Origin of the sequence: Pseudomonas sp. zfem002, assembly GCF_032621685.1 — a bacterium.
Classification (GTDB): Bacteria; Pseudomonadota; Gammaproteobacteria; order Pseudomonadales; family Pseudomonadaceae; genus Aquipseudomonas; species Aquipseudomonas japonica.
Genome location: NZ_JAVYJH010000009.1, coordinates 216,308 through 235,185, shown reverse-complemented (window position 1 = coordinate 235,185; position 18,878 = coordinate 216,308). Strand labels below are relative to the sequence as shown.

General features: G+C 60.9%; 20 protein-coding genes. 12 read left to right on the top strand and 8 right to left on the bottom strand.

Translation table 11 applies throughout. From position 1 onward, the window contains the following. Positions 1–186: 186 nt before the first annotated feature. The 8 genes from fdxA to RTI28_RS13250 form a co-directional block, all read right to left on the bottom strand. Complete coding sequence (gene fdxA / locus RTI28_RS13285) at positions 187–510, bottom strand: ferredoxin FdxA (protein ID WP_042121894.1); 324 nt, start codon at positions 508–510, stop codon at positions 187–189. 140 nt (positions 511–650) lie between these two features. Then, positions 651–3,227: a DNA mismatch repair protein MutS gene (gene mutS, locus RTI28_RS13280; protein WP_316920878.1), complete on the bottom strand. Its 2,577-nt coding sequence runs from the start codon at positions 3,225–3,227 to the stop codon at positions 651–653. 11 nt (positions 3,228–3,238) lie between these two features. After that, complete coding sequence (locus RTI28_RS13275; protein WP_316920874.1) at positions 3,239–4,528, bottom strand: Arm DNA-binding domain-containing protein; 1,290 nt, start codon at positions 4,526–4,528, stop codon at positions 3,239–3,241. A gap of 269 nt (positions 4,529–4,797) precedes the next feature. Next, entirely contained in the window at positions 4,798–5,541 is a 744-nt protein-coding gene (locus tag RTI28_RS13270; RefSeq protein ID WP_316920873.1) for a hypothetical protein, read from the bottom strand. Further along, positions 5,538–6,032: a hypothetical protein gene (locus tag RTI28_RS13265; RefSeq protein ID WP_316920872.1), complete on the bottom strand. Its 495-nt coding sequence runs from the start codon at positions 6,030–6,032 to the stop codon at positions 5,538–5,540. The genes RTI28_RS13270 and RTI28_RS13265 overlap by 4 nt, the downstream gene beginning before the upstream one ends. 91 nt (positions 6,033–6,123) lie before the next feature. Beyond that, positions 6,124–6,363: a pyocin activator PrtN family protein gene (locus RTI28_RS13260; RefSeq protein ID WP_316920871.1), complete on the bottom strand. Its 240-nt coding sequence runs from the start codon at positions 6,361–6,363 to the stop codon at positions 6,124–6,126. Next, positions 6,360–6,869: a hypothetical protein gene (locus RTI28_RS13255; protein WP_316920870.1), complete on the bottom strand. Its 510-nt coding sequence runs from the start codon at positions 6,867–6,869 to the stop codon at positions 6,360–6,362. Before RTI28_RS13255 ends, RTI28_RS13260 begins: the two co-directional genes overlap by 4 nt. A gap of 285 nt (positions 6,870–7,154) precedes the next feature. Continuing rightward, complete coding sequence (locus RTI28_RS13250) at positions 7,155–7,994, bottom strand: helix-turn-helix transcriptional regulator (RefSeq protein ID WP_316920869.1); 840 nt, start codon at positions 7,992–7,994, stop codon at positions 7,155–7,157. A 134-nt stretch (positions 7,995–8,128) separates the two neighbouring features. Between RTI28_RS13250 and RTI28_RS13245 the strand changes: the two genes are divergently transcribed. From RTI28_RS13245 to RTI28_RS13190, 12 genes are all read left to right on the top strand, one after another. Then, a complete protein-coding gene (locus tag RTI28_RS13245; RefSeq protein WP_316920868.1) occupies positions 8,129–8,329 on the top strand; it encodes a helix-turn-helix transcriptional regulator in 201 nt (66 codons plus the stop codon). 200 nt (positions 8,330–8,529) lie between these two features. Continuing rightward, positions 8,530–9,018 carry a phage regulatory CII family protein gene (locus RTI28_RS13240; protein WP_316920867.1) on the top strand — a complete coding sequence of 163 codons (489 nt, stop codon included), beginning with the start codon at positions 8,530–8,532 and terminating at the stop codon, positions 9,016–9,018. Beyond that, positions 8,915–9,223, top strand: a complete 309-nt coding sequence (locus RTI28_RS13235; RefSeq protein ID WP_410478983.1) for a TraR/DksA C4-type zinc finger protein — start codon at positions 8,915–8,917, stop codon at positions 9,221–9,223. The genes RTI28_RS13240 and RTI28_RS13235 overlap by 104 nt, the downstream gene beginning before the upstream one ends. Beyond that, positions 9,220–11,976 (top strand): DUF5906 domain-containing protein, encoded by a 2,757-nt coding sequence (locus tag RTI28_RS13230; RefSeq protein ID WP_316920866.1) that lies wholly within the window; start codon positions 9,220–9,222, stop codon positions 11,974–11,976. Before RTI28_RS13235 ends, RTI28_RS13230 begins: the two co-directional genes overlap by 4 nt. 325 nt (positions 11,977–12,301) lie before the next feature. After that, on the top strand, positions 12,302–12,847 hold the full coding sequence (locus RTI28_RS13225; RefSeq protein ID WP_316920865.1) for a hypothetical protein: 546 nt from the start codon (positions 12,302–12,304) through the stop codon (positions 12,845–12,847). A gap of 187 nt (positions 12,848–13,034) precedes the next feature. Continuing rightward, positions 13,035–13,376: a phage holin family protein gene (locus RTI28_RS13220; RefSeq protein ID WP_316920864.1), complete on the top strand. Its 342-nt coding sequence runs from the start codon at positions 13,035–13,037 to the stop codon at positions 13,374–13,376. A gap of 49 nt (positions 13,377–13,425) precedes the next feature. Beyond that, entirely contained in the window at positions 13,426–13,737 is a 312-nt protein-coding gene (locus RTI28_RS13215; protein WP_316920863.1) for an HNH endonuclease signature motif containing protein, read from the top strand. A gap of 374 nt (positions 13,738–14,111) precedes the next feature. Further along, positions 14,112–14,645, top strand: coding sequence for a phage terminase small subunit P27 family (locus RTI28_RS13210; protein ID WP_316920862.1), 534 nt, complete (start codon positions 14,112–14,114; stop codon positions 14,643–14,645). Next, positions 14,608–16,437 (top strand): terminase large subunit, encoded by a 1,830-nt coding sequence (locus RTI28_RS13205; RefSeq protein ID WP_316920861.1) that lies wholly within the window; start codon positions 14,608–14,610, stop codon positions 16,435–16,437. Before RTI28_RS13210 ends, RTI28_RS13205 begins: the two co-directional genes overlap by 38 nt. After that, positions 16,434–16,610: a hypothetical protein gene (locus tag RTI28_RS13200; protein WP_316920860.1), complete on the top strand. Its 177-nt coding sequence runs from the start codon at positions 16,434–16,436 to the stop codon at positions 16,608–16,610. The genes RTI28_RS13205 and RTI28_RS13200 overlap by 4 nt, the downstream gene beginning before the upstream one ends. A 2-nt stretch (positions 16,611–16,612) precedes the next feature. Continuing rightward, the gene (locus tag RTI28_RS13195; protein WP_316920859.1) at positions 16,613–17,881 is read left to right on the top strand and encodes a phage portal protein; all 1,269 of its coding nucleotides are present in this window, start codon (positions 16,613–16,615) and stop codon (positions 17,879–17,881) included. Next, on the top strand, positions 17,878–18,825 hold the full coding sequence (locus tag RTI28_RS13190; RefSeq protein ID WP_316920858.1) for a S49 family peptidase: 948 nt from the start codon (positions 17,878–17,880) through the stop codon (positions 18,823–18,825). The genes RTI28_RS13195 and RTI28_RS13190 overlap by 4 nt, the downstream gene beginning before the upstream one ends. The last annotated feature ends 53 nt before the right edge of the window (positions 18,826–18,878 follow it).

Genomic DNA, 18,878 nt, shown 5'->3' with positions numbered 1-18,878 from the left:
CAATTCCTCCAGCGAAACCGGGAACAGACTGGTCTGGCTGCGAGACTCTCCTTGTATGTAGGCCATAACGAAAAATGCTCCGTATCTTTCGATACGGAGCATTCTCTTAAAGGGCCGGGCAGATTGCTAGGTTTTCACACAGTCTGGTAAGGGCCTTTTTCGTTGATCCAGTCGCGAGTCGGTGACTCAGCGCTCCAGATCCTTGATCTTGCCTTTGACGCCGTCGAATTCTTCGGCCTCCGGCAATGCGTCTTTCTTCTCGGTGATGTTCGGCCAGATTTCCGCCAGCTCGGCGTTCAGCTCGATGAATTCCTGCATGTCATCAGGAACCTCGTCTTCCGAGAAGATGGCTTGGGCGGGGCATTCAGGCTCGCACAGTGCACAGTCGATGCACTCATCCGGGTGAATGACCAGGAAGTTCGGGCCTTCGTAGAAGCAGTCCACCGGACAGACTTCTACGCAGTCGGTGTACTTGCACTTGATGCAGTTGTCGGTGACGACGAAGGTCATTTCTAATTCTCTCCTCAGGCGACGGCAGCGGTGCCCTTCCAGTCAGGGCCGCTCGGTTCGGCAGGTGCGCGGCGAGCCAGGCTAATAACTCGACGCTCCGCCAAACCGCGCGGGATTCTACCAGCTTGTAAGGCTGGGCGTTATAACAGAGTCTTCAGTTCATAGAGCATTTCGATAGCTTGGCGTGGCGTCATGTTGTCCAGGTCGAGCTTCCCGATCTTCTCGATCGCCGGATGCGGCAGGCTGGCGAACAGATCGCTCTGGTGCGGGACCTGTGGTTCGCTGCGGCTACTGGTCGCAGGTGTCGGCAGCTCGTGGGGCAGGCTGGAGGTCTCCAGTCGGCTCAGATGTTCCCGCGCCCGCTGAATGACCGGCGCCGGAACGCCGGCCAGTTGCGCCACCGCCAGGCCGTAGCTCTGGCTGGCCGGCCCAGGCAGGACATGATGCAGGAAGACGATGCGCTCATTGTGCTCGGTGGCGTTCAGATGCACGTTCGCTACCAGCGGCTCGCTTTCCGGCAAGACCGTCAGTTCGAAGTAGTGAGTGGCGAAAAGCGTGTAGGCGCGCAACCGGGCCAGACGCTCTGCCGCGGCCCAGGCCAGCGACAGTCCATCGAAGGTACTGGTGCCGCGTCCTACTTCATCCATCAGCACCAGGCTGCGGTCGGTGGCGTTGTGCAGGATGTTGGCGGTTTCGCTCATCTCCACCATGAAGGTGGAGCGGCCGCCGGCCAGATCGTCGCTGGAGCCGATTCGGGTGAATATACGGTCCACCAGGGACAGCTGGCAGCTGGCCGCCGGTACGTAGCTGCCGATATGCGCCAGCAGCACGATCAGCGCGGTCTGCCGCATGTAGGTGGATTTACCGCCCATGTTCGGACCCGTGATGATCAGCATGCGCGTGCTGTCGTCGAGGGACAGGTCGTTGGCCACGAAGGGGCTGGTCAGGACCTGCTCGACCACCGGGTGACGCCCCTGGCTGATCTGCATGCATGGCTCGTCGACGAAGGTCGGGCAGTTCAGGTCCAGGGTCAGGGCGCGCTCGGCCATGTTGCTCAGCACGTCCAGCTCGGACAGTGCCGCGGCGGTATCCTGCAGCGGCGCCAGGTGGCTGATCAGGGTTTCCAGCAAGGCGTCGTAGAGCATCTTCTCCCGGGCCAGGGCGCGGCTCTTGGCCGACAGTGCCTTGTCCTCGAATGTCTTCAGCTCGGGGGTGATGAAGCGTTCGGCGCCCTTGAGCGTCTGGCGACGGATGTAGTCGACCGGCGCCTGTTCGGCCTGCTTGCTCGGCAGTTCGATGAAGTAGCCGTGGACCCGGTTGTAGCCGACCTTGAGGTTGGCCAGCCCCGTGCGCGCCTTTTCCCGCGCTTCGAGGTCGATAAGGAACTGCCCGGCGTTCTCGCTGATCGACAGCAACTCGTCCAGTTCGGCGTCGTAGCCGGTCTTCAGGACGCCGCCGTCGCGGATCACCGCCGGCGGGTTGTCGATGATGGCTTTTTCCAGCAGGTCGGCCAGTTCCGGATAGGTACCGGCGATGGCTGCCAGGCGCGCCAGGTGCGGCGCTTCCAGTTCGGCCATGGCGTTCTGCAGCTCGGGCAGGGCGCCGAGGGCGTCACGCAGGCGGGCGAGGTCGCGGGGGCGGGCGTTGCGCAGGCCGATACGGGCGAGAATCCGCTCGATATCACCGATGTCCTTCAATTGCGGCTGCAGGCGTTCGAAGCGGTAGTTGTCGAGCAGGCAGCGAATCGAGCTCTGCCGGGCCTGAAGCACTTTCAGGTCGCGCAGCGGACGGTTCAGCCAGCGCGTCAGCAGGCGGCTGCCCATGGCAGTCTGGCAGCGGTCGATCACCGATTGCAGGGTGTTGTCGCGCCCGCCGGCGAGGTTGACGTCCAGTTCCAGGTTGCGCCGACTGGCGCCATCGAGGATGACCGTGTCGTCCAGGCGCTCGTGCTTGAGGCTGCGCAGATGGGGCAGGGCGGTGCGCTGGGTTTCCTTGGCGTAGGTCAGCAGGCAGCCGGCGGCGCCGATGGCCAGGGTCAGCTTGTCGCAACCGAAGCCCTTCAGGTCCTGGGTTGCGAACTGCTGACAGAGGCTCTTGCGTGCGGAATCGCGATCGAAATCCCACGGCGCGCGGCGGCGTGAGCCACGTCGTTTTTCCGCGGGCAGGCCTTGTGGCCAGTCGTCCGGGATCAGCAGTTCGACCGGGTTGGTCCGTTCCAGCTCGGCGAGGAGGTTTTCCCAGCCCTTGAGTTCCTGCACGGTGAAGTTGCCGCTGGTGATGTCCAGCACCGCCAGGCCGAACAGGCGCTCATCGCCCAGCACCGCGGCGATCAGGTTGTCGCGGCGTTCGTCCAGCAGGGCTTCGTCACTGATGGTGCCGGGGGTGATGATACGCACCACCTGACGTTCCACCGGGCCCTTGCTGGTGGCCGGGTCGCCGATCTGTTCGCAGATCACCACCGATTCACCCAGCTTCACCAGCTTGGCCAGATAGCCTTCCAGCGAATGAAAGGGAATACCGCACATGGGAATCGACTGGCCCGCCGACTGACCGCGGGCGGTCAGGGTGATATCCAGCAGTTTCGCGGCTTTCTTCGCATCTTCGTAGAAGATCTCGTAGAAATCGCCCATGCGGTAGAACATCAGCTGGTCCGGATGCTGGTTCTTCAGCTTCCAGTACTGCTGCATCATCGGAGTGTGTGCGGATAAATCTGAAATTGCTTTATTCATCAAGGAGTTAGAGCGCTTGTCTCAAAAGTGTGGGGCAAATTTGGGGCTTTTCCGCTTTGTTTTTGGATTCCACTCCAGATGTACTGAAGCTCAGTCGGCGACTCGTCATCCATCCATTTCGCGTAGACCTCCACCAGCATGGTGAAGTCCTTGTGGCCCATTTGCTTCGCGATGAACGCAAGGTTACCACGGGCCGTCAGGCACCAGCACGCATAGGTGTGTCGAGTTTGGTAGGGGCGTCTGCGCCGGATCTCGGCGCGGCGCTGTATCGCGTTGAACTTGGTATTCCATGCCGTCGATACGAACCACGGGTTGATGTTGCGCTTTCGCGCCTGGGTACTGGGCGAGAGCAGGGGAGTTATCAACTCGTCTCGCCATTCGTGCCGATTCTGGTATACCCGCACTGGAAGCTTTGGATGGTTGGCGACGTAGCCGATCAACACTCTGGCCGCCTCGATGGCGGGCTGCATCATCAGGACAGTCCGAGGTTTACCTGTTTTCGGCACCTTAAAGGTGCCGTTCGTGGTAATCGCTCGGGTGACCTCGATCCGCCCGGTGTGCAGATCAATGTCCTCGACGCCAAGGGCGCAAAGCTCGCCAGGGCGTAGCCCAGTGTAGGTGGCCAGCGTAATGGCTGCCGCATCCTGTGGGTGCAGGCAGCCCTTGGTGATCAGTTGGTCGAACTCGTCATGGGTAAAGGGGTCTGGCTCCTTGTCGCTCATTGCGAATCGTGTGCATGCAGCAGCCAGCCCGCTCTTGCAATATCCGTTGCTCTCGCTCCAGGCCAGGAAGCCAGCGAACGTTGCCAGGTAGTGGTTGACCGTGGACGGTGCCCTGGTCTCGATCAGCGCGGCACGTAGTTGCTGGATGTCTTCAGGCAGTAAGATCCCGGTGAGTCGGTCTCGGCCCACCAGGTCAACGCAGATATCGAGGGCGCGGTTGTACCGGTCCTCGGTTGCGGGGGTGATGTCAACGGCTTTGAGTGGCTTGTAGCGGTCGACCAGGGCGCCCAGGCGCTCGTCCTTCGCGCTGCTAAAGTTGGTCGCGTGCTTGGAGTTTGGGAAGTGGCGGGCGTAGTCGAAGGTGTTGGTTTTGATCTCATGAAGAATCGCCGCCCTGAGTAGGGCGGCATGTTTAATGTTGGCCTTGGTGACCGGCAGGCCGAGTGATTCACGGCAGCGAATGCGGCGCCACATAAAGACGATCCGCAGGTTCCCGCCGTGAAGCTCGATGCCGGTGTGCTTGGCCAGCTCGGCCTCTAGGCCAATTGTGGTGCGCTCTCGGCCCACTTGTCGTACTCCACCAAATTGATTGCAATGCGGCCGTCTGGAGCTTTGCGCCAGATCCTTCCCTGTGGCCAAGTCCCGTTCTTCACCTTGTGCTCGATGGCATCCGCGCTGTATCCCGTGAGTTCGGCGGCGCGTTTAATCATTACCCATCGCGGACTCATGCGCGTTCCCCCTGTGCTCGTTTCGCGGCTTGGTTGGCCGTGACGGATTCCCAGTGAGCGTTCATGCTGAGGTCGAGGGTGTAGGTCGCCAGTCGTGGGCGGGTGAGGTCAATCATCCTGCACCTCCCGCATCGTCTGCCGATCGAGGCGCCCCAGCTCGGCCAGGATCAGTGCTCCAGCCTTAATGAGCATTGAGCGTTGGCTGGTTGGCTTCCAGTTTTCTGGCGACCACGACCACGGCCAGAGTGGCGGTGGATTAGCGATGAAACTAAGGTGGTCGTCGGGGGACGCTCCCCTCGGATCGGCCCAGAAGGCATAGGTGCTTGCCGCTGCGGCGAGTTGTCCTTCCGTGTACTGGTCGTCGCGCTCTGCCGTGTAACCCTCCTCCTGAATTTGGCGTCGTCGTTCTGCAAGAAGGTCTCCCACCGCGGTGCTCCACGTGGGGCTTTGCGATTCAAGCATTGCCCTGGTTTCTCTCACCTGCTTGGTGAGGGATTCATCCGTGGTATTGCTGAGTTGAATCCAGTCCTCTAGCAGTGAGCAAGATCGTTCGGCCAACTGAAGGATATGGAAGTTGATGTCGGGCTTGCAGCCCTCCGCTTTGTCGAGGCCGTGCTCGCCAGTTCCTGTGGTGGAATGATTCGCGAGGAGTCCGGACACGTTTCTTTTTCGTGCAATCTCTTCCAGCAGTTCCCGAGCATTGTCCGCAGCATCCCAGGCTTTCGTGGCGTTTTCCTCGTTGTCGCAGGTGGCGGCTGCCTCGTCTTCGGCGAAGCTCAAGAGTCCGGCGACTGTCTCGACAAGCCGGTCGACATCTTTTCCAGTGAAGGTGATTCGCGAAGTGTTGGTCATGCTGCGCTCTCCGTCGAGGTTTTTGCATGCCGACGAACCTCAGCGTGCACCAGCGCGCCTAGGCGAGTCAGCGCGCTCGATTCCAGCGCAGCCCGGTCACGCCACATCTCGCTGCCCTTCATTGCTCCCCAGGTGCGGTTGGCGAGCAACAGGGTTTCAGCTGCGCTGGTCATCAGGCGATGGTCAGCCGCTGTGACTGCCAGCCCGGTGTACGCTCGAATACGCTCTTCCAACTCGGTAATTGTGCCGAGCAGAGCTGCAGTCTTGTGCAGGTGCTTGCGCTGTTCGGCCTCGCGCTCGACAGCGTGGGTCTCCACTCGGCCCTCCAGATCCTGCAGACGCTTCCAAGACAATGCGTCTCGCTGATCAAGACCATCGGTACGTCCTCGTTCGTAGGCGCGTTTGCGAGCTGCAGCGAACAGGTAGGGCAGCATGGCGAGGGTTACGATCCACGCGACTGCGAGGGCGAGCATGTAGTGAGGTGCTTGCATGTGCTGTGCTCCGAAGAGGCCGGCGCCCGGCCGATGTGTGGTGGTGGCCTGGCGCAAGCTGGGGTGCCCCTGATGGCCGGGGCCGCCTGATTCATGCCGTTTGTTCTGCCTGGGCGTCGAGGTAGTTGGCCAGGTCATGCAGGTAGATCACGTGCTGCGCCTTGGTCGAGTTGTGCAGCTTCTTCAGCGTCAGCCTGATCTCGCCCTTCTGGATCAACTCCCTGAACCGCCTATCCGTCCCGATGTGCGGGAAGTAGTGCTCGCGGACGGCGGTCATGGTTGGGCAGGGCGTGGCCCATTGGCTCCGCAACTGGTCCAGCGTTTTGCTCATGGGCACTCCCCGGGCCCCTCTTGGCCGAGCCGGAGTTTCGCGTGGATGATCTCGGCCAGGTCCTGCATGCAGGTGCCAGTGGCAGCTGCTCGCAGTTCGCCCTGGGCATCGGTGACAACTGCACCGAGGGGGCGGGCAGGGGTAGTGGTAGTGATCACGTAGGCGATATGGCCGGGAGTCAGGGCCGCGTTCACGCAGTCCTGGGCTTCCATCAATGCGATGGCCTGTTGCGATGGCTCGCCAGTGAAGGCCCGGCCGTTGGCCAGCTCTTCCAGGTAGTTGCGTAGGGCCATGTACTTGGCGCTGTCGCAACGCTGCAGGGTGAGCGAGCCCGTGATTGGGCCGAACGTGCAGTTGAGGTGATGGGTGCGCTCGTCGTTCTCGACGGCAATGTGCATGTCAGTCGAGATTTCTGGGCGGCGCATCTGGCACGTTGTGGTACCGCCGTTCTCAAGCGTGGCTTGCAGCAGCATGACGCGACGCAGCGGGACGGTGTATTCGTTCATGCGGCCCCCTTCGCGGGCACCGCGCGAACGATGCCAGCAGGGGAGACGATCAGTTGCAGGCCGGTGCGGCGCTGGAAGGCGGCTACAACGGCGGGGCGGGTGCAAGCGGTGGGGTGCAAGTAAACCTTGCCCGCTTGGGTGTGCTGTGTGATTTCCATTGCTCGTACTCTGTGGTGAGGGGTACGAGGCGGAGATTAGTTGCACTGATTATAAGCGTCAACACTATTACGTCTTTTTTGGGTAAAAAAGAAGGCCGCATGTGCGGCCTTTTGCGGTCTAGCGCGGTTACAGAAGCACTGAGTACCAGAAAACCTTCCCGATAATTCTGATGTGGTTCTCGACGTATTCCTTATCGTAGCGCTCGTCTGGGTGCTCAGCATCGTTGTAACTCCGAACTCGGAGTCCGCCGCCTGGTATGCGGTAAAGCAGCTTCACTCGTAGCTGGCCATCGTGGTCGATTGCGTACATTTTCCCGTCTTGTACAGCAACCGCCCCAGTATCTACACCAACTGTGCTTCCGTCGGGGAGCACTGGTTCCATGCTATTGCCGGTAACCGGGACGCAGCCCGCTGCCATAGGGTCAATATTCTTCCGGCTCAAGGTGCGTTTACCAAATCGCAGCTTCCTGCCGTGGGTTTCGAGCATCACTTGAGAGCCTTTTCCGGCCGATAGCTCGACCTCCTTGAAGAAGGGGAGTTCGACTTCATCCTCCCCCAGCGGTGTTTCGTCATCCCAAACCTCGATGGGCTGCAGTTCGGGCTTGGTACTGGTCCTTGTCGGCTGGGGGAGATCGAGTGGTACGTGACCTGGTAGCCACGGTGCTATCAGCTGACCGGCAAGTCTGGGGCTTACCTCACCCAGATCAAAATGCAGAACGCCGGAAAACTTCAGGAGTGCCGGAAGGTTCAGCGGAATTCTGCCATTGAGGTATTGGCTCACGACGCTTTGACCTGACCAATCACAAAGGTCGGCGATGTGCTCCTGGGTCAAGGATGGATCGTGCTGTTTTCGTTCCTTGTAGATCTCTTTCAGCTTCCTAGCTTCTTCGAGTCGGACAGCCTGATCCACGTCCTTGGACGCTTCGTCAGGGGTTTTGCCGTGATCGGGGGAGGAGGTTCTGTTCATCAGAACGAATATATAAGCAAGGCTGATTTTTCAAAAACCGCATCACGCATTTTCGTGCTTGTCATAGTTCAGAAGTATCACTAATATCTGTCCTGGCCCACAAAGCAAGAAGGTGGAACATGGAAGGATTTGAGATGACCCTGCGCGAGTTCGCGCAGGGCAAGACCCAGCCGCAACTGGCTGAAATGCTGGGTGTTTCACAAGGCGCTGTTTCGCAAATGCTCAATTCGACCCGTGACATTCGGGTCAAGAGCGATGGGCAGGGCGGCTACGAGTTCATTGAGATCCGCCAGATCGGCGGAAAGCATAAAGAAAGGAAAAGCAAGGATCACTAGGCTGGGTTCACTCACCACAAGCTTCCCCAGCCTAGTTTGGACGACCCCCGCCATCCGGCATCCTCTCACCACAAGATTCGCCGGATGACTAGAACCGCATGCAATGTTCCACAGCACGCAAAACACTGCACAACGGTTGTGGCCGTAGGATAGGTCCTACCCGGTCCTATGGCTACACCGTTAACCAAGGATTAACGGTTATGAGTCGAATCGACACTCTGCCGGACGGCGGTCCGGCACTCTCTCTCCGGCACGCGCTCTACCGCGCGGGTCGCGGTTACAAGGGTGGTATCACCGCCCTGGCATTTGATCTGGGCATGGACCTGGACACGCTGCAGAAGAAACTCAAGCACGACGAAGAACGCCGCTGGCTCAGTCCCGACGAACTGGAAGAGGTTCTGCAGTGGACCGGCGATAAGCGTGTTCTCGATGCCCTGGGTCGGGCTGCCGGGGTGGTTTGGTACCGTCCTCAGCCTGTTCCCGCCACGAACGAACAGCTGAAGGCTGTCGGGCAGCTGTTGAAGGAAGCTGCTGAATTCGTCAGCACTATGCACGAAGGGGCGTCGGATAACGTGTGGGAGCGGCATGAGGTCCAGAGGCTGGAGGCCTGCGGTATGGACGTCATCCGCCAGGTGCTTGCCATTGTTGCAGGTGCTCACCAAGCGATGGAGGAGGGTGGCCATGATTAACATCGCCGATCCTCTGGACCAGGCTGCGGAGCAATCTGAGCGCTTCCTCCAAGCTGCCCTGCAGCGCCACGCTAGCCGGCCCACCAAGCCAAGCGCAGAATTCTGCGAAGACTGTGACGAGCCAATCCCGCCGCTTCGCCAAGCAGCGGCACCGGGGTGTGACGCATGTTTCGACTGTCAGGGGCTGCGGGAGCGTCGGCGATGACCGAGCGCCCAACTACTACCACAGCTGATTGGGCGCGGCGTTACATCGAAACCTTCAACCTTGCCCTTGTGCCGATCGAGCCAGGCGACAAGGGCCCGAGGGGTGATGGCTGGAACCGGCCAGGCGGCTATTTCACTGATGCCGCTACAGCCGAGGCGTTCTGGCGCGAGAATCCAAACCACAACCTCGGCGCCGTCCTCGGGCCGGGGCGGGTTTGTTCGCTCGACATTGACAACGTGGAGATGTCGCGGGATGTCTTCCGCGGCACCTTTGGGCTGGACTTGGACCAGCTCGCGGCGAAATACCCGACTGTTGTAGGGAATCCGGCGCGTTTCCGGCTCCTGTTTCGCCTGCCAGAGGGTGTAGAACTGAAAGCGCGCAAGCTGGTCTGGCCGAGCAAGGCTGACCCTGATGGATCGATCTACAAGGGCATCATCGCGCAGGTGAAGGCCGCGCGGGATGCCGAAGATAAGGTTACTGAGAACGCACTGTTGCTCGCCATCGCGCCCTTCAAGAAAGTGACGGTGTTCGAGCTGCGCGCTGGCCCGGTTCAAGATGTGCTCCCGCCGTCTATCCACCCGGACACTGGCAAACCGTACTTCTGGCGAAACCCGCCTGATCCCGCTGGGCTGCTGGAGCTCCCAGACGAGCTGCTGGCCATCTGGCAGGCGTGGGACGAGTTCAAGGTCAAAGCGGAAGCGGCTTGCCCGTGGCGACCTGCGCCACCCGCACCGGTTCTTCGTGCGGTGCCGAAGCCTCGTCCAGCTGCGCAGTCCAATGGTCGTGACCTGCCCGAGGTAATCCCGGAGTTCAACCGGGTGCATGACATCGCGACGATGATTGAGGCCCACGGCTACAAGCGGATCGGCGAGAAGTGGCTGTGCCCGCACAGCAGCAGCGGCGACCCCGGCGTGACCATCACCGATGGCAAGCTGTACTCGCACCATGGCTCGGACCCCCTGGCCAACGGCCACAAGAACGATGCGTTTGACGTGTACTGCATTCTGATGCACGACGGCGACCATCGGGCGGCTATCAAGGCTGCGGCAAAGGCCCTGGGCCTCGACGCGCGATCACGTCCCCCGGAGCCTCCGCCAATCGGCGAACTTCCCCGCACCCCATCGCCGGTAGAGCAGGCCGGCGACGTTGAACCCTGCCATGCGCCAGCGGATGAACCACACGAATCCAGCCCGGCCACCGGCGAGGTCTCCTCATCGGCCGAAGGGGGCGCGGGGGAAGGCGGCCTGGTGCTCAAGAGCGCACTCCGCCGCTTCGCGCTGATTGAAGGGACCACCAGTGTGTGGGACATGGACAAGGGGCAGGCGATGAAAAGATCAGGTTTCGAAGCCCTGGTCGGCAAGCCCCTTGTGAAGGAGTGGATGGAGCGGACCGACAAAAAGCTGGTGTCCGGTGAGCAGGTCAAAGAGCTTGAGCAAGCCCGGCGGATGGCCAGTAAGAAAGGGGGAGTGCTGAACCTGTCGCCGCTCGATCGCTATGTGTACATCGACGGCACGAAAGAGGCCTGGGACCGCGAGAAGAAACGCCGGTTGCCAGAGGGCAGCATCAAGATGGCGCTGGGCGATGCCTATCAGCTTTGGCTGAACAGCCCGAATCGCCGGGTCGTCGATGTTGACCACATTGTGTTCGACCCGACGATGACCAAAGACCCCGCTATCTACATCAACACCTTCGAGGGTCTGCCGCTTGAGCCTGTTCGCGATGACGCCGCGTGCGAGAACCTGCGCTGGCTTGTCTCGTTCCTGTGCAACCACGATGCCGAGGCCTTGGAGTGGCTGACCAGGTGGCTGGCATATCCGCTGCAGCACATGGGCGCCAAGATGGACACCGCGATCCTTTTCCATTCAACGATGGAGGGCTCGGGCAAGAGCCTGCTGTTCTCCGACGTGATGGGCGAGCTGTATGGCCGCTACGGGGCGACCGTCGGGCAGCAGCAACTGGAAGGCAACTTCAACGCATGGCAGAGCGGCAAGCTTTGGGCCGTCTTCGAAGAGGTGGTTAGCCGAGACCAGCGGTACAACCAGGTGGGCAAGATCAAGCACATGGTGACCGGCAAGACGGTGCGGATGGAGTCGAAGTTCATCAACGGCTGGGAGGAATCCAACCACATGAATTCCGCGTTCCTGAGCAATGAGATCATGCCGTGGCCAATCAGCGAAGACGACCGACGCATGCTGGTCATGTGGCCGCAGGAGACGTTGTCGGCTGCTCGTCAGAAGGCGATCGCTCGGGAGCTGGCCAACGGCGGTGTTGCAGCCCTGTACGGATGGCTATTGAGCGTCGACCTGGGCGACTTCGACCAGCGGACTCGCCCGCCGAAGACGGAGGCGCGCCAACGGCTGGTCGAACTGAGCCGAACAGCCTGGCAGACGTTCTACAGCTTGTGGCGGCTTGGGGAGCTCGGGTACGGCCTGTGGGGCAGCGCACTGACGTCCGACGTCTACGCCATGTTCTTGGAGTGGTGCTCGCTGAACAAAGAGAATTCGATGAGTCATACCAAGTTCTCGTTGATGCTCAGTGCGAAGGTGGAGAAGACACGGGCGATTCCCTGGACTGATGGCAATACCAGGCGCTTCGCGGCGTTTTTCTTTCCCTACGATGGTGATCCTTCCCTGCCCCCATCCTTGAATGCGGCCGAGCTGGGCAAGACCGTCGGTGAGTGGCGTGCACGGGCGAAGCTGGCTGGTTGGAACGTGGAAGGCTGGGAACACGTGAAAAGGACGCTTGCGGCATGAGCACGACTAGAGGTGTGTTGGGTGTGTTGGGTATGTGTTGGGTCGAAATCGACAAGCCAACACACATTGGGGCCCCTGAAACTGTGGCTCACAGGGGTGGTGTGTTGGGTGTGTTGGGTTTGTGCGCGCACGCGCGCGCGCGTGATTTCTTTAGGGCTATTGGTCAGCGTAGAAAAATTCTCTATGCGAGGGCTGAAAACCCCAACAAACCCAACACACCCAACACAACTTTGATTAATCAATTGATTTCATTGAGTTTTGAGTGTGTTGGGTTTGTGTTGGGTAAGCCAAATGTGTGTTGGGTTCGGTTTTTGAGGGATCAGCGATGAGCATGGAAGAAATGGGTTTCGTGCTGGCCTCCCGGCTTGCAGCTCATCGGCTCGAAATGGCCGAACTGCTGGATCCTGCTGAGCGCCTGCGCTTGGTCGGCGAGCTAATGCAGCACTGGGGAGAGCAGCGCGCTAAGTTGGGGCTTGGGTCCAGCATGGGTAGCCAGATGGGCACGATCATGGAATGGAAGGGCGCGGCGCCGCGTGGCGGTTCCTCGGGATCGAGAATCCTGGTGGCCGGTGCTGGACTCGATCACTCTGCTGCCGAGGTCGAGGCGGCCGTTGCCGAGTTGTCCCGGCGTGACAAACGTGGCGCTGTCCTGGCGGAGTTGGCGCGCTTGCGTTACCTGTACGGGGTCACGGTGCGAGAGCAGATGCGTGAGGTGGGCTTGGCGGAAGGGGCGGACAGGACCTATCGGAACTGGGTCAAGGCGCTCCATCTCCAAGTGTTCGCCATCCTGAGCGCCCGCGCTGGCCGGGTTCGTCAGCAGACCGCTCGTCGGGTCACAATGCGACTTGCGTGCAACATTGATGCTACATAGCTGCCGCATTGCCACGTACCGAAAATTGCCCCTTTTCGGTTTTTCCGGCGGCAGGTAGAAAGGCGTCAGGATATCAAAGGTGCGCTTCGGCGCATCACCACAAGCACTGTTGTTCCAACCTCCGAGAACCCTGCCGACTGGCGGGGTTTTCTGTTTCTGGCGCCGTGCTCTGACCTGCGAGGACCGTATGACCAATGAGCAACAAGCGTTAATCGAGATGCCGCTGTGGATGGTGATTCTGCTGTCCCTGGTTGGCGGGGTGTCGGGAGAGATGTGGCGGGCTGACAAGGCGGGGGCGCGCGGTTGGGCTCTGATTCGCCGAGTGGCGCTGCGCTCTGGAGCCTGCATCGTGTGCGGCATGGCGACGATCATGCTGCTGTATTCCCTCGGTGCTTCGCTGTGGGCGGCCTCGGCGTTCGGTTGCCTGGCTGCGGTTGCGGGAGCCGACGTGGCAATCAGTCTCTATGAGCGCTGGGCTGCGAAGCGCATCGGTGTCTGCGAAGTGCCGGCTTCTCGAAATGAAGGGTAGCGAGCGACGCGGTAGCAGTGCCTCGCGTGGCTACGGTCACCGTTGGCGGTTGGCCCGCGAAGTGTTCCTGGCGAACAACCCGTTCTGCGTCATGTGCTCGACCGACCGGCGTCCTGTTGCGTCGACGGTCGTTGACCACAAGATTGCGCCCCGCCTGCAAGAGGCGAAGGAAAGCGGTGACCCCGAGAAGCTGCGCACTGCCTGGAAATTGTTCTGGGACCAGGCGAACTGGCAGCCGCTGTGCAAGCTGTGCCACGACTCGGTGAAACAGCGCCTTGAGCGCAGCGGACGGATCGCGGGCTGCGATGCCTCCGGCCTGCCGCTTGACCCGAACCATCACTGGAATAGGAGATCACCATGATCATCATGGGGCCTGCGCTTCCCCCCAATCGGCCATTTGGTCCGGATGACGTTAAGGGCTACACGGAAGAGGTTCGGCAGGCTATGAAGCTGCTCGAACCCTTGCTGCAAAGCGGGTACTTGGCAGTTCACCCGGATAGGTGGCAGGGCGGGAAGCTCGCCTTCCTCCCGCCAAGGATCGCCAAACGTCAGGGCTGGGTGCCGCCGGCCGCGCCAGAGCCCGAGCCGCCTGCCCAGGTTTGCCAATGCCCTTGCTGCCCGAAGGGTAGGGGGGGTTAAAAACTTTTTCCCGACTCTCTCGTTGACCGCTCGCCCACCTCTGTGTGCAAAACCGGGAAAAATGAGGGAGGGGGGTATCAGACATAGGAGGTTTCCATGGCCGGAAACGGTAACTCCGGGCGGCCTGGTCTGCCCGCGTCAGTGCATCTGCTTAACGGCAACCGCAGCAAGTTGTCACCCGCGCAACTGATGAACGAGATCAAAGACCCTACGGTGCCGGTTGGCGTGCCGCCCATGCCCGATTTCCTCAGCGGTGACGCAGCTGCCGAGTGGACCCGCATCAGCGAAGCGCTGTTGGCGCTGGGCTGGGTTTCACGCCTCGACCAGATGGCGCTTGCGACGTACTGCCAGGCCTATGCCGATTGGCTGCGCTTCCAGCGACTGATCGCCGAGCGCAACGCCGCGTCGTTGGACGGCCTCGGCGGCGAGGTGCAGACGTTCAAGACCGGTGCGCAACAAACCCATGTACTGCGTCAGCTGGCGAACGACGCCGAGAAGCGTGCGAACGCGGCCGGTGCACAGTTCGGCTTGTCTCCCCTGGCGCGCCGGAACATGAGAGCCGCGCCGTCGGCACAAGGAGATCTGTTCCCGAATGCAGAACGAGACGCAGCGTCCAAGTATTTCAGCTGACTGCCGGGTAAAGGCTTTCGCTGACCAGGTGTTGGCCGGCTCAATCGTCGCTGGACCGGATGTTCGCAACGCTGCGCGCCGCCATCTGCAGGATCTTGAGGTGGGGCATGAACGCGGATTGATCTGGAGCGCCGAGGCTGCGCTGCGGGCCATCGGGTTCTTCGAAGATGTGCTGCGCCTCAACGGCGGCGACTTTGAGGGGCTGCCGTTCCGGCTGGCGCCATGGCAAGCCTTCATCGTTGGTAGCTTGTTCGGCTGGTACACCGACGATGGTTACCGCCGGTTTCGGCAGGCATACGTCGAAACCGGCAAGGGGTCTGGCAAGTCTCCACTGGTCGCCGGGATCGGCCTGTACGGCCTGGTCGCTGACGGTGAGCAACGGGCGGAGGTATACGCGGCTGCGACGAAGAAGGACCAGGCGCAGATCCTGTTCCGTGATGCCGTAGCGATGGTGAACATGGCGCCGCATCTTGCTGGGCGCCTGGTGCAGTCGGGACGCGACGAAAAGGTTTGGAACCTGTTCTACCCCGCGACCAACAGCTTTTTCCGACCTATCAGTTCCGACGACGGCCAGTCCGGCCCCAGGCCCCATGTTGCGCTGATCGATGAGCTGCACGAGCACAAGACAGCCAGCGCGGTGAACATGATGCGGGCCGGTACCAAGTTCCGGCGCAGGGCGCTGATTGTGATGATCACAAACAGCGGCTCTGACAAAAACTCTGTGTGCGGTCAGTATCACGACCTGGGCGTGCGCATCTGCGAAGGCAAGGAACATAACGACGCATTCTTCGCCTTCATCTGCTCGCTTGACAAAGGTGATGACCCGTTCAAGGACGAATCCTGCTGGCCCAAAGTGAACCCTTCCTTGGACTACATCCTGGAGGGCCAGACAGACGGCATCCCGGGCCGCAAGTATCTGCGTGAGCAAGTGGCCGAAGCCAAGGGCTTGCCCGCGAAAGAGGCCGTGGTAAGGCGCTTGAACTTCTGTGAGTGGACACAGGCGACATCGCCTTGGCTGTCGTGGGAGATCTGGAGCGGGGCCGCTGAGCGGGTGCCGATGCGAGTCCTGCGCAACAGGCCATGCGTTGGCGGGCTCGACCTCTCCAGTACAACGGACCTGACTGCGTTTGTGTTGATGTTCAGCCCGATGCACTACGACCCCCACTGGCGCTGCCTGTCGTACTTCTGGATCCCCGACGAAGATCTGGTGGGGCGGGAGAAGCGCGACCGCGTGCCGTACATCCAGTGGATCAAGGAGCGGCACCTGGAGACGACCCCGGGGCGGGCCATCAGCAAGCTGCATGTGCTTCGACGCCTGCAGACGATTTGCGATTTCTTCGACGTGCGGCGGATCGCATATGACCGCTGGCGGACCGAAGACTTGCTGCAGCTGATGACAGACAACGGCATCACGCTGCCCGAGCTCAAGCCATTCGGCCAGGGCTTCAAGGACATGGGGCCGGCGGTTGATGAATTCGAGCGCCGGCTGTTGGGGCGAAAAGCCGAGCCGGCCGAGCTCATCGAACTGGACCCGGAGGACTATGAGGTCGTGTCGGAGGCCACTGCCACCGAGGTAGTCGAGACCCTGCTGCACGACGACAACCCTGTGATGACATGGAACGCGGGCAACGCGGTGATCGTGTTCGATCCCGCCAACAATCGAAAGGTCGACAAATCGAAGGCCACAGGCCGTATCGACGGCATCGTTGCTGCTGTGATGGCTGCTGGTATCAGCGGTGACATTTCCGAGGCATCAGGCACGTCGGTTTATGACGGAGGGGTGGGTATATGAAGTTGGAAATTGCGGCCTGGCTGGCAGGTCTGTTGGGCTTCGCGCTGCTGGTAGCGGGCGTCTGGATGGTGCACCGGCCGGGCGCATTCATCGTCGCAGGTATCGGGCTGCTGGCTTGGGCCTGGTTGGCTGACCAGGCTGCAGCGAGCAAAGTGGAAAGGGGGGGCGGCTGACAATGTTCTTTTCCAGCCTACGCGCCTCCGGCGCGGGCACGTTGACCAACCCAGATAGCGGTTTTTGGCGCGGTTTGCTCGGGGGCGGTCGAAGCTCTGCAGGCGTAGCAGTCACGCCAGAATCCGCCCTTGCCTTGCCCATTCTGCAGAACTGCGTGACCTTGCTTGCAGAGACGGTGGCGCAGCTGCCGTTGGAACTGTTCCAGCGCAAGGACAAGGGACAGCGGGATGCTGCGATCAATCACCCGCTGTATGACGTGCTGCGTTATCAGCCTAACCCGTTCCAGACCCCGTGCGAGTACATGGAGCGGCATCAGGGTGCTGCTGGCCTGCGCGGTAACGCATTCAGCTTCATCGACCGCGGAGAAGACGGCAACGTCACTTCCCTGTGGGCGCTCAAGCATGAGCAGGTGCAGGTGCTCAAGGGGGCCGACCTGATGCCGTTCTACCGGATCGGCACGAGTGAGCCGGTGCCGATGCGGATGGTCCATCATGTTCGCTGGTTCGGTACCAACCCATACGTAGGGCTCTCGCCGATCGAACTGCACGCGGATGCCATCGGCCTGACCCAGGCCGTTCGTCAGTACACCGGCAAGAGCTTTGCCAACGGTGTCGCCGTCTCGGGCGTGATTGAGCGGCCGCGCGAGGCACCCGCGATCAGGGACCAGGGCATCATCGACAAGATCGTTGATCAATGGGGCCAGAAGTTCGGCGGCATTGACAACGCGAAGAAGGTCGCGCTGTTGCAAGAGGGTATGACCTTCAAACCGGTATCAATGACCAACGTTGATGCAGAGATCGTCGGCATCATGAAGTTGACCGGCCTCGACATTGCGCGGATTTACAAAATCCCACTGCCAATGGTCAACGACCTGGAGAAGTCGAACTACAACACCCTGGAGCAGCTGATGATCCAGTTTGTCGTGTTCGCCCTCTTGCCTTGGGTGAAGCGTCACGAGCAAGCGATGATGCGCGACTTCCTGCTGCCGAAGGATCGCCGCGATTACTTCATCGAGTTCAACCTGTCGGGGCTGCTGCGCGGCGACCAGAAGAGCCGTTACGAGGCTTACGCGATCGGCCGCCAGTGGGGCTGGCTGAGCGTGAACGACATCCGGCGCTTGGAGAACATGCCGCCGGTGCCGGGCGGCGACATCTACTTGCAACCCCTCAACATGGTCGATGCTGGCCAGCAGCCTGACCTGAACAACCCTACAGTGCGCGCCCAACTGGAGATGCAGCACGCAGAGATCGGGAGGATCCTTGCCCAATGAGTAAGCAATACCTGCGGGCGTCGAGCCTGCTGTTCAATCAGCCCCTGCTGGTTACGCCCGACATGCTCGACCTGGGCGTGCGGTGGGCCAACCAGGCCATGAGCCTCAACATCATCAACCTCGGCCCCGGCTCGGCCCAGATGTGGAAGGATGACGATCCCATTGACCGCGTTGCCTATGCCGACGAGCAGCGGCGCAACGCCATTGCTCAATCGGGTATCGAGGTGATTCCTGTCTGTGGGGTTCTGGTCAGTCGTGGCAGCCACATGAACATGTGCGAGACGATGACAAGCTACGAAGCGTTGCGCGCCCAACTGCAACGCGCGGTGGCTGATCCGATGGTTGAGCACATCGTGCTCGACATCGACAGCCCCGGCGGCTCGGCGGTTGGGGCATTCGAGTTGGCTGATGACATCCGTGCGATGACACAGCAGAAGCCTATCACCGGCCTGTCCAACTTCATGGCCTATAGCGGCGGCTATCTGATCGGTTCTGCCTGCAGCGAGCTGGTTGTCAGTCGTACCAGCGGTGTTGGCTCCATCGGCGTAATTGCAAGCCACATGGACCGGTCCAAGATGGAGGAGGACATGGGCGTGAAGGTGACCACTGTGTTTGCCGGCGCTCACAAGAACGACCTCTCACCACATGAACCCATTACCGAGCAGTCCCTGGCTTTCCTCAACGAGTTGGTGCAGGAGAGCTACCAGATGTTCGTCAATGCAGTGGCTGAGTTTCGCGGACTGCCGGTCGCAAAGGTGATCGCCACCGAGGCGGGGCTCTACCGAGGACAGGGCGCAATCGATGCCGGCCTCGCCGATCGGTTGCAGAGCCCGCAACACGCTGTCGACGACCTGTCGCGTGCTGTTGCGCAGAACCGTGCAACGCGGCAGTCGAGCCGTATCAGCGTGCGCGCAGCAGCCTTGGCAATGCAGTCGCTGATCTGACCCCTCTTTTATCAAACGAATCCTGACCCGCTCCGTGCGGGTTTTTTTATGCC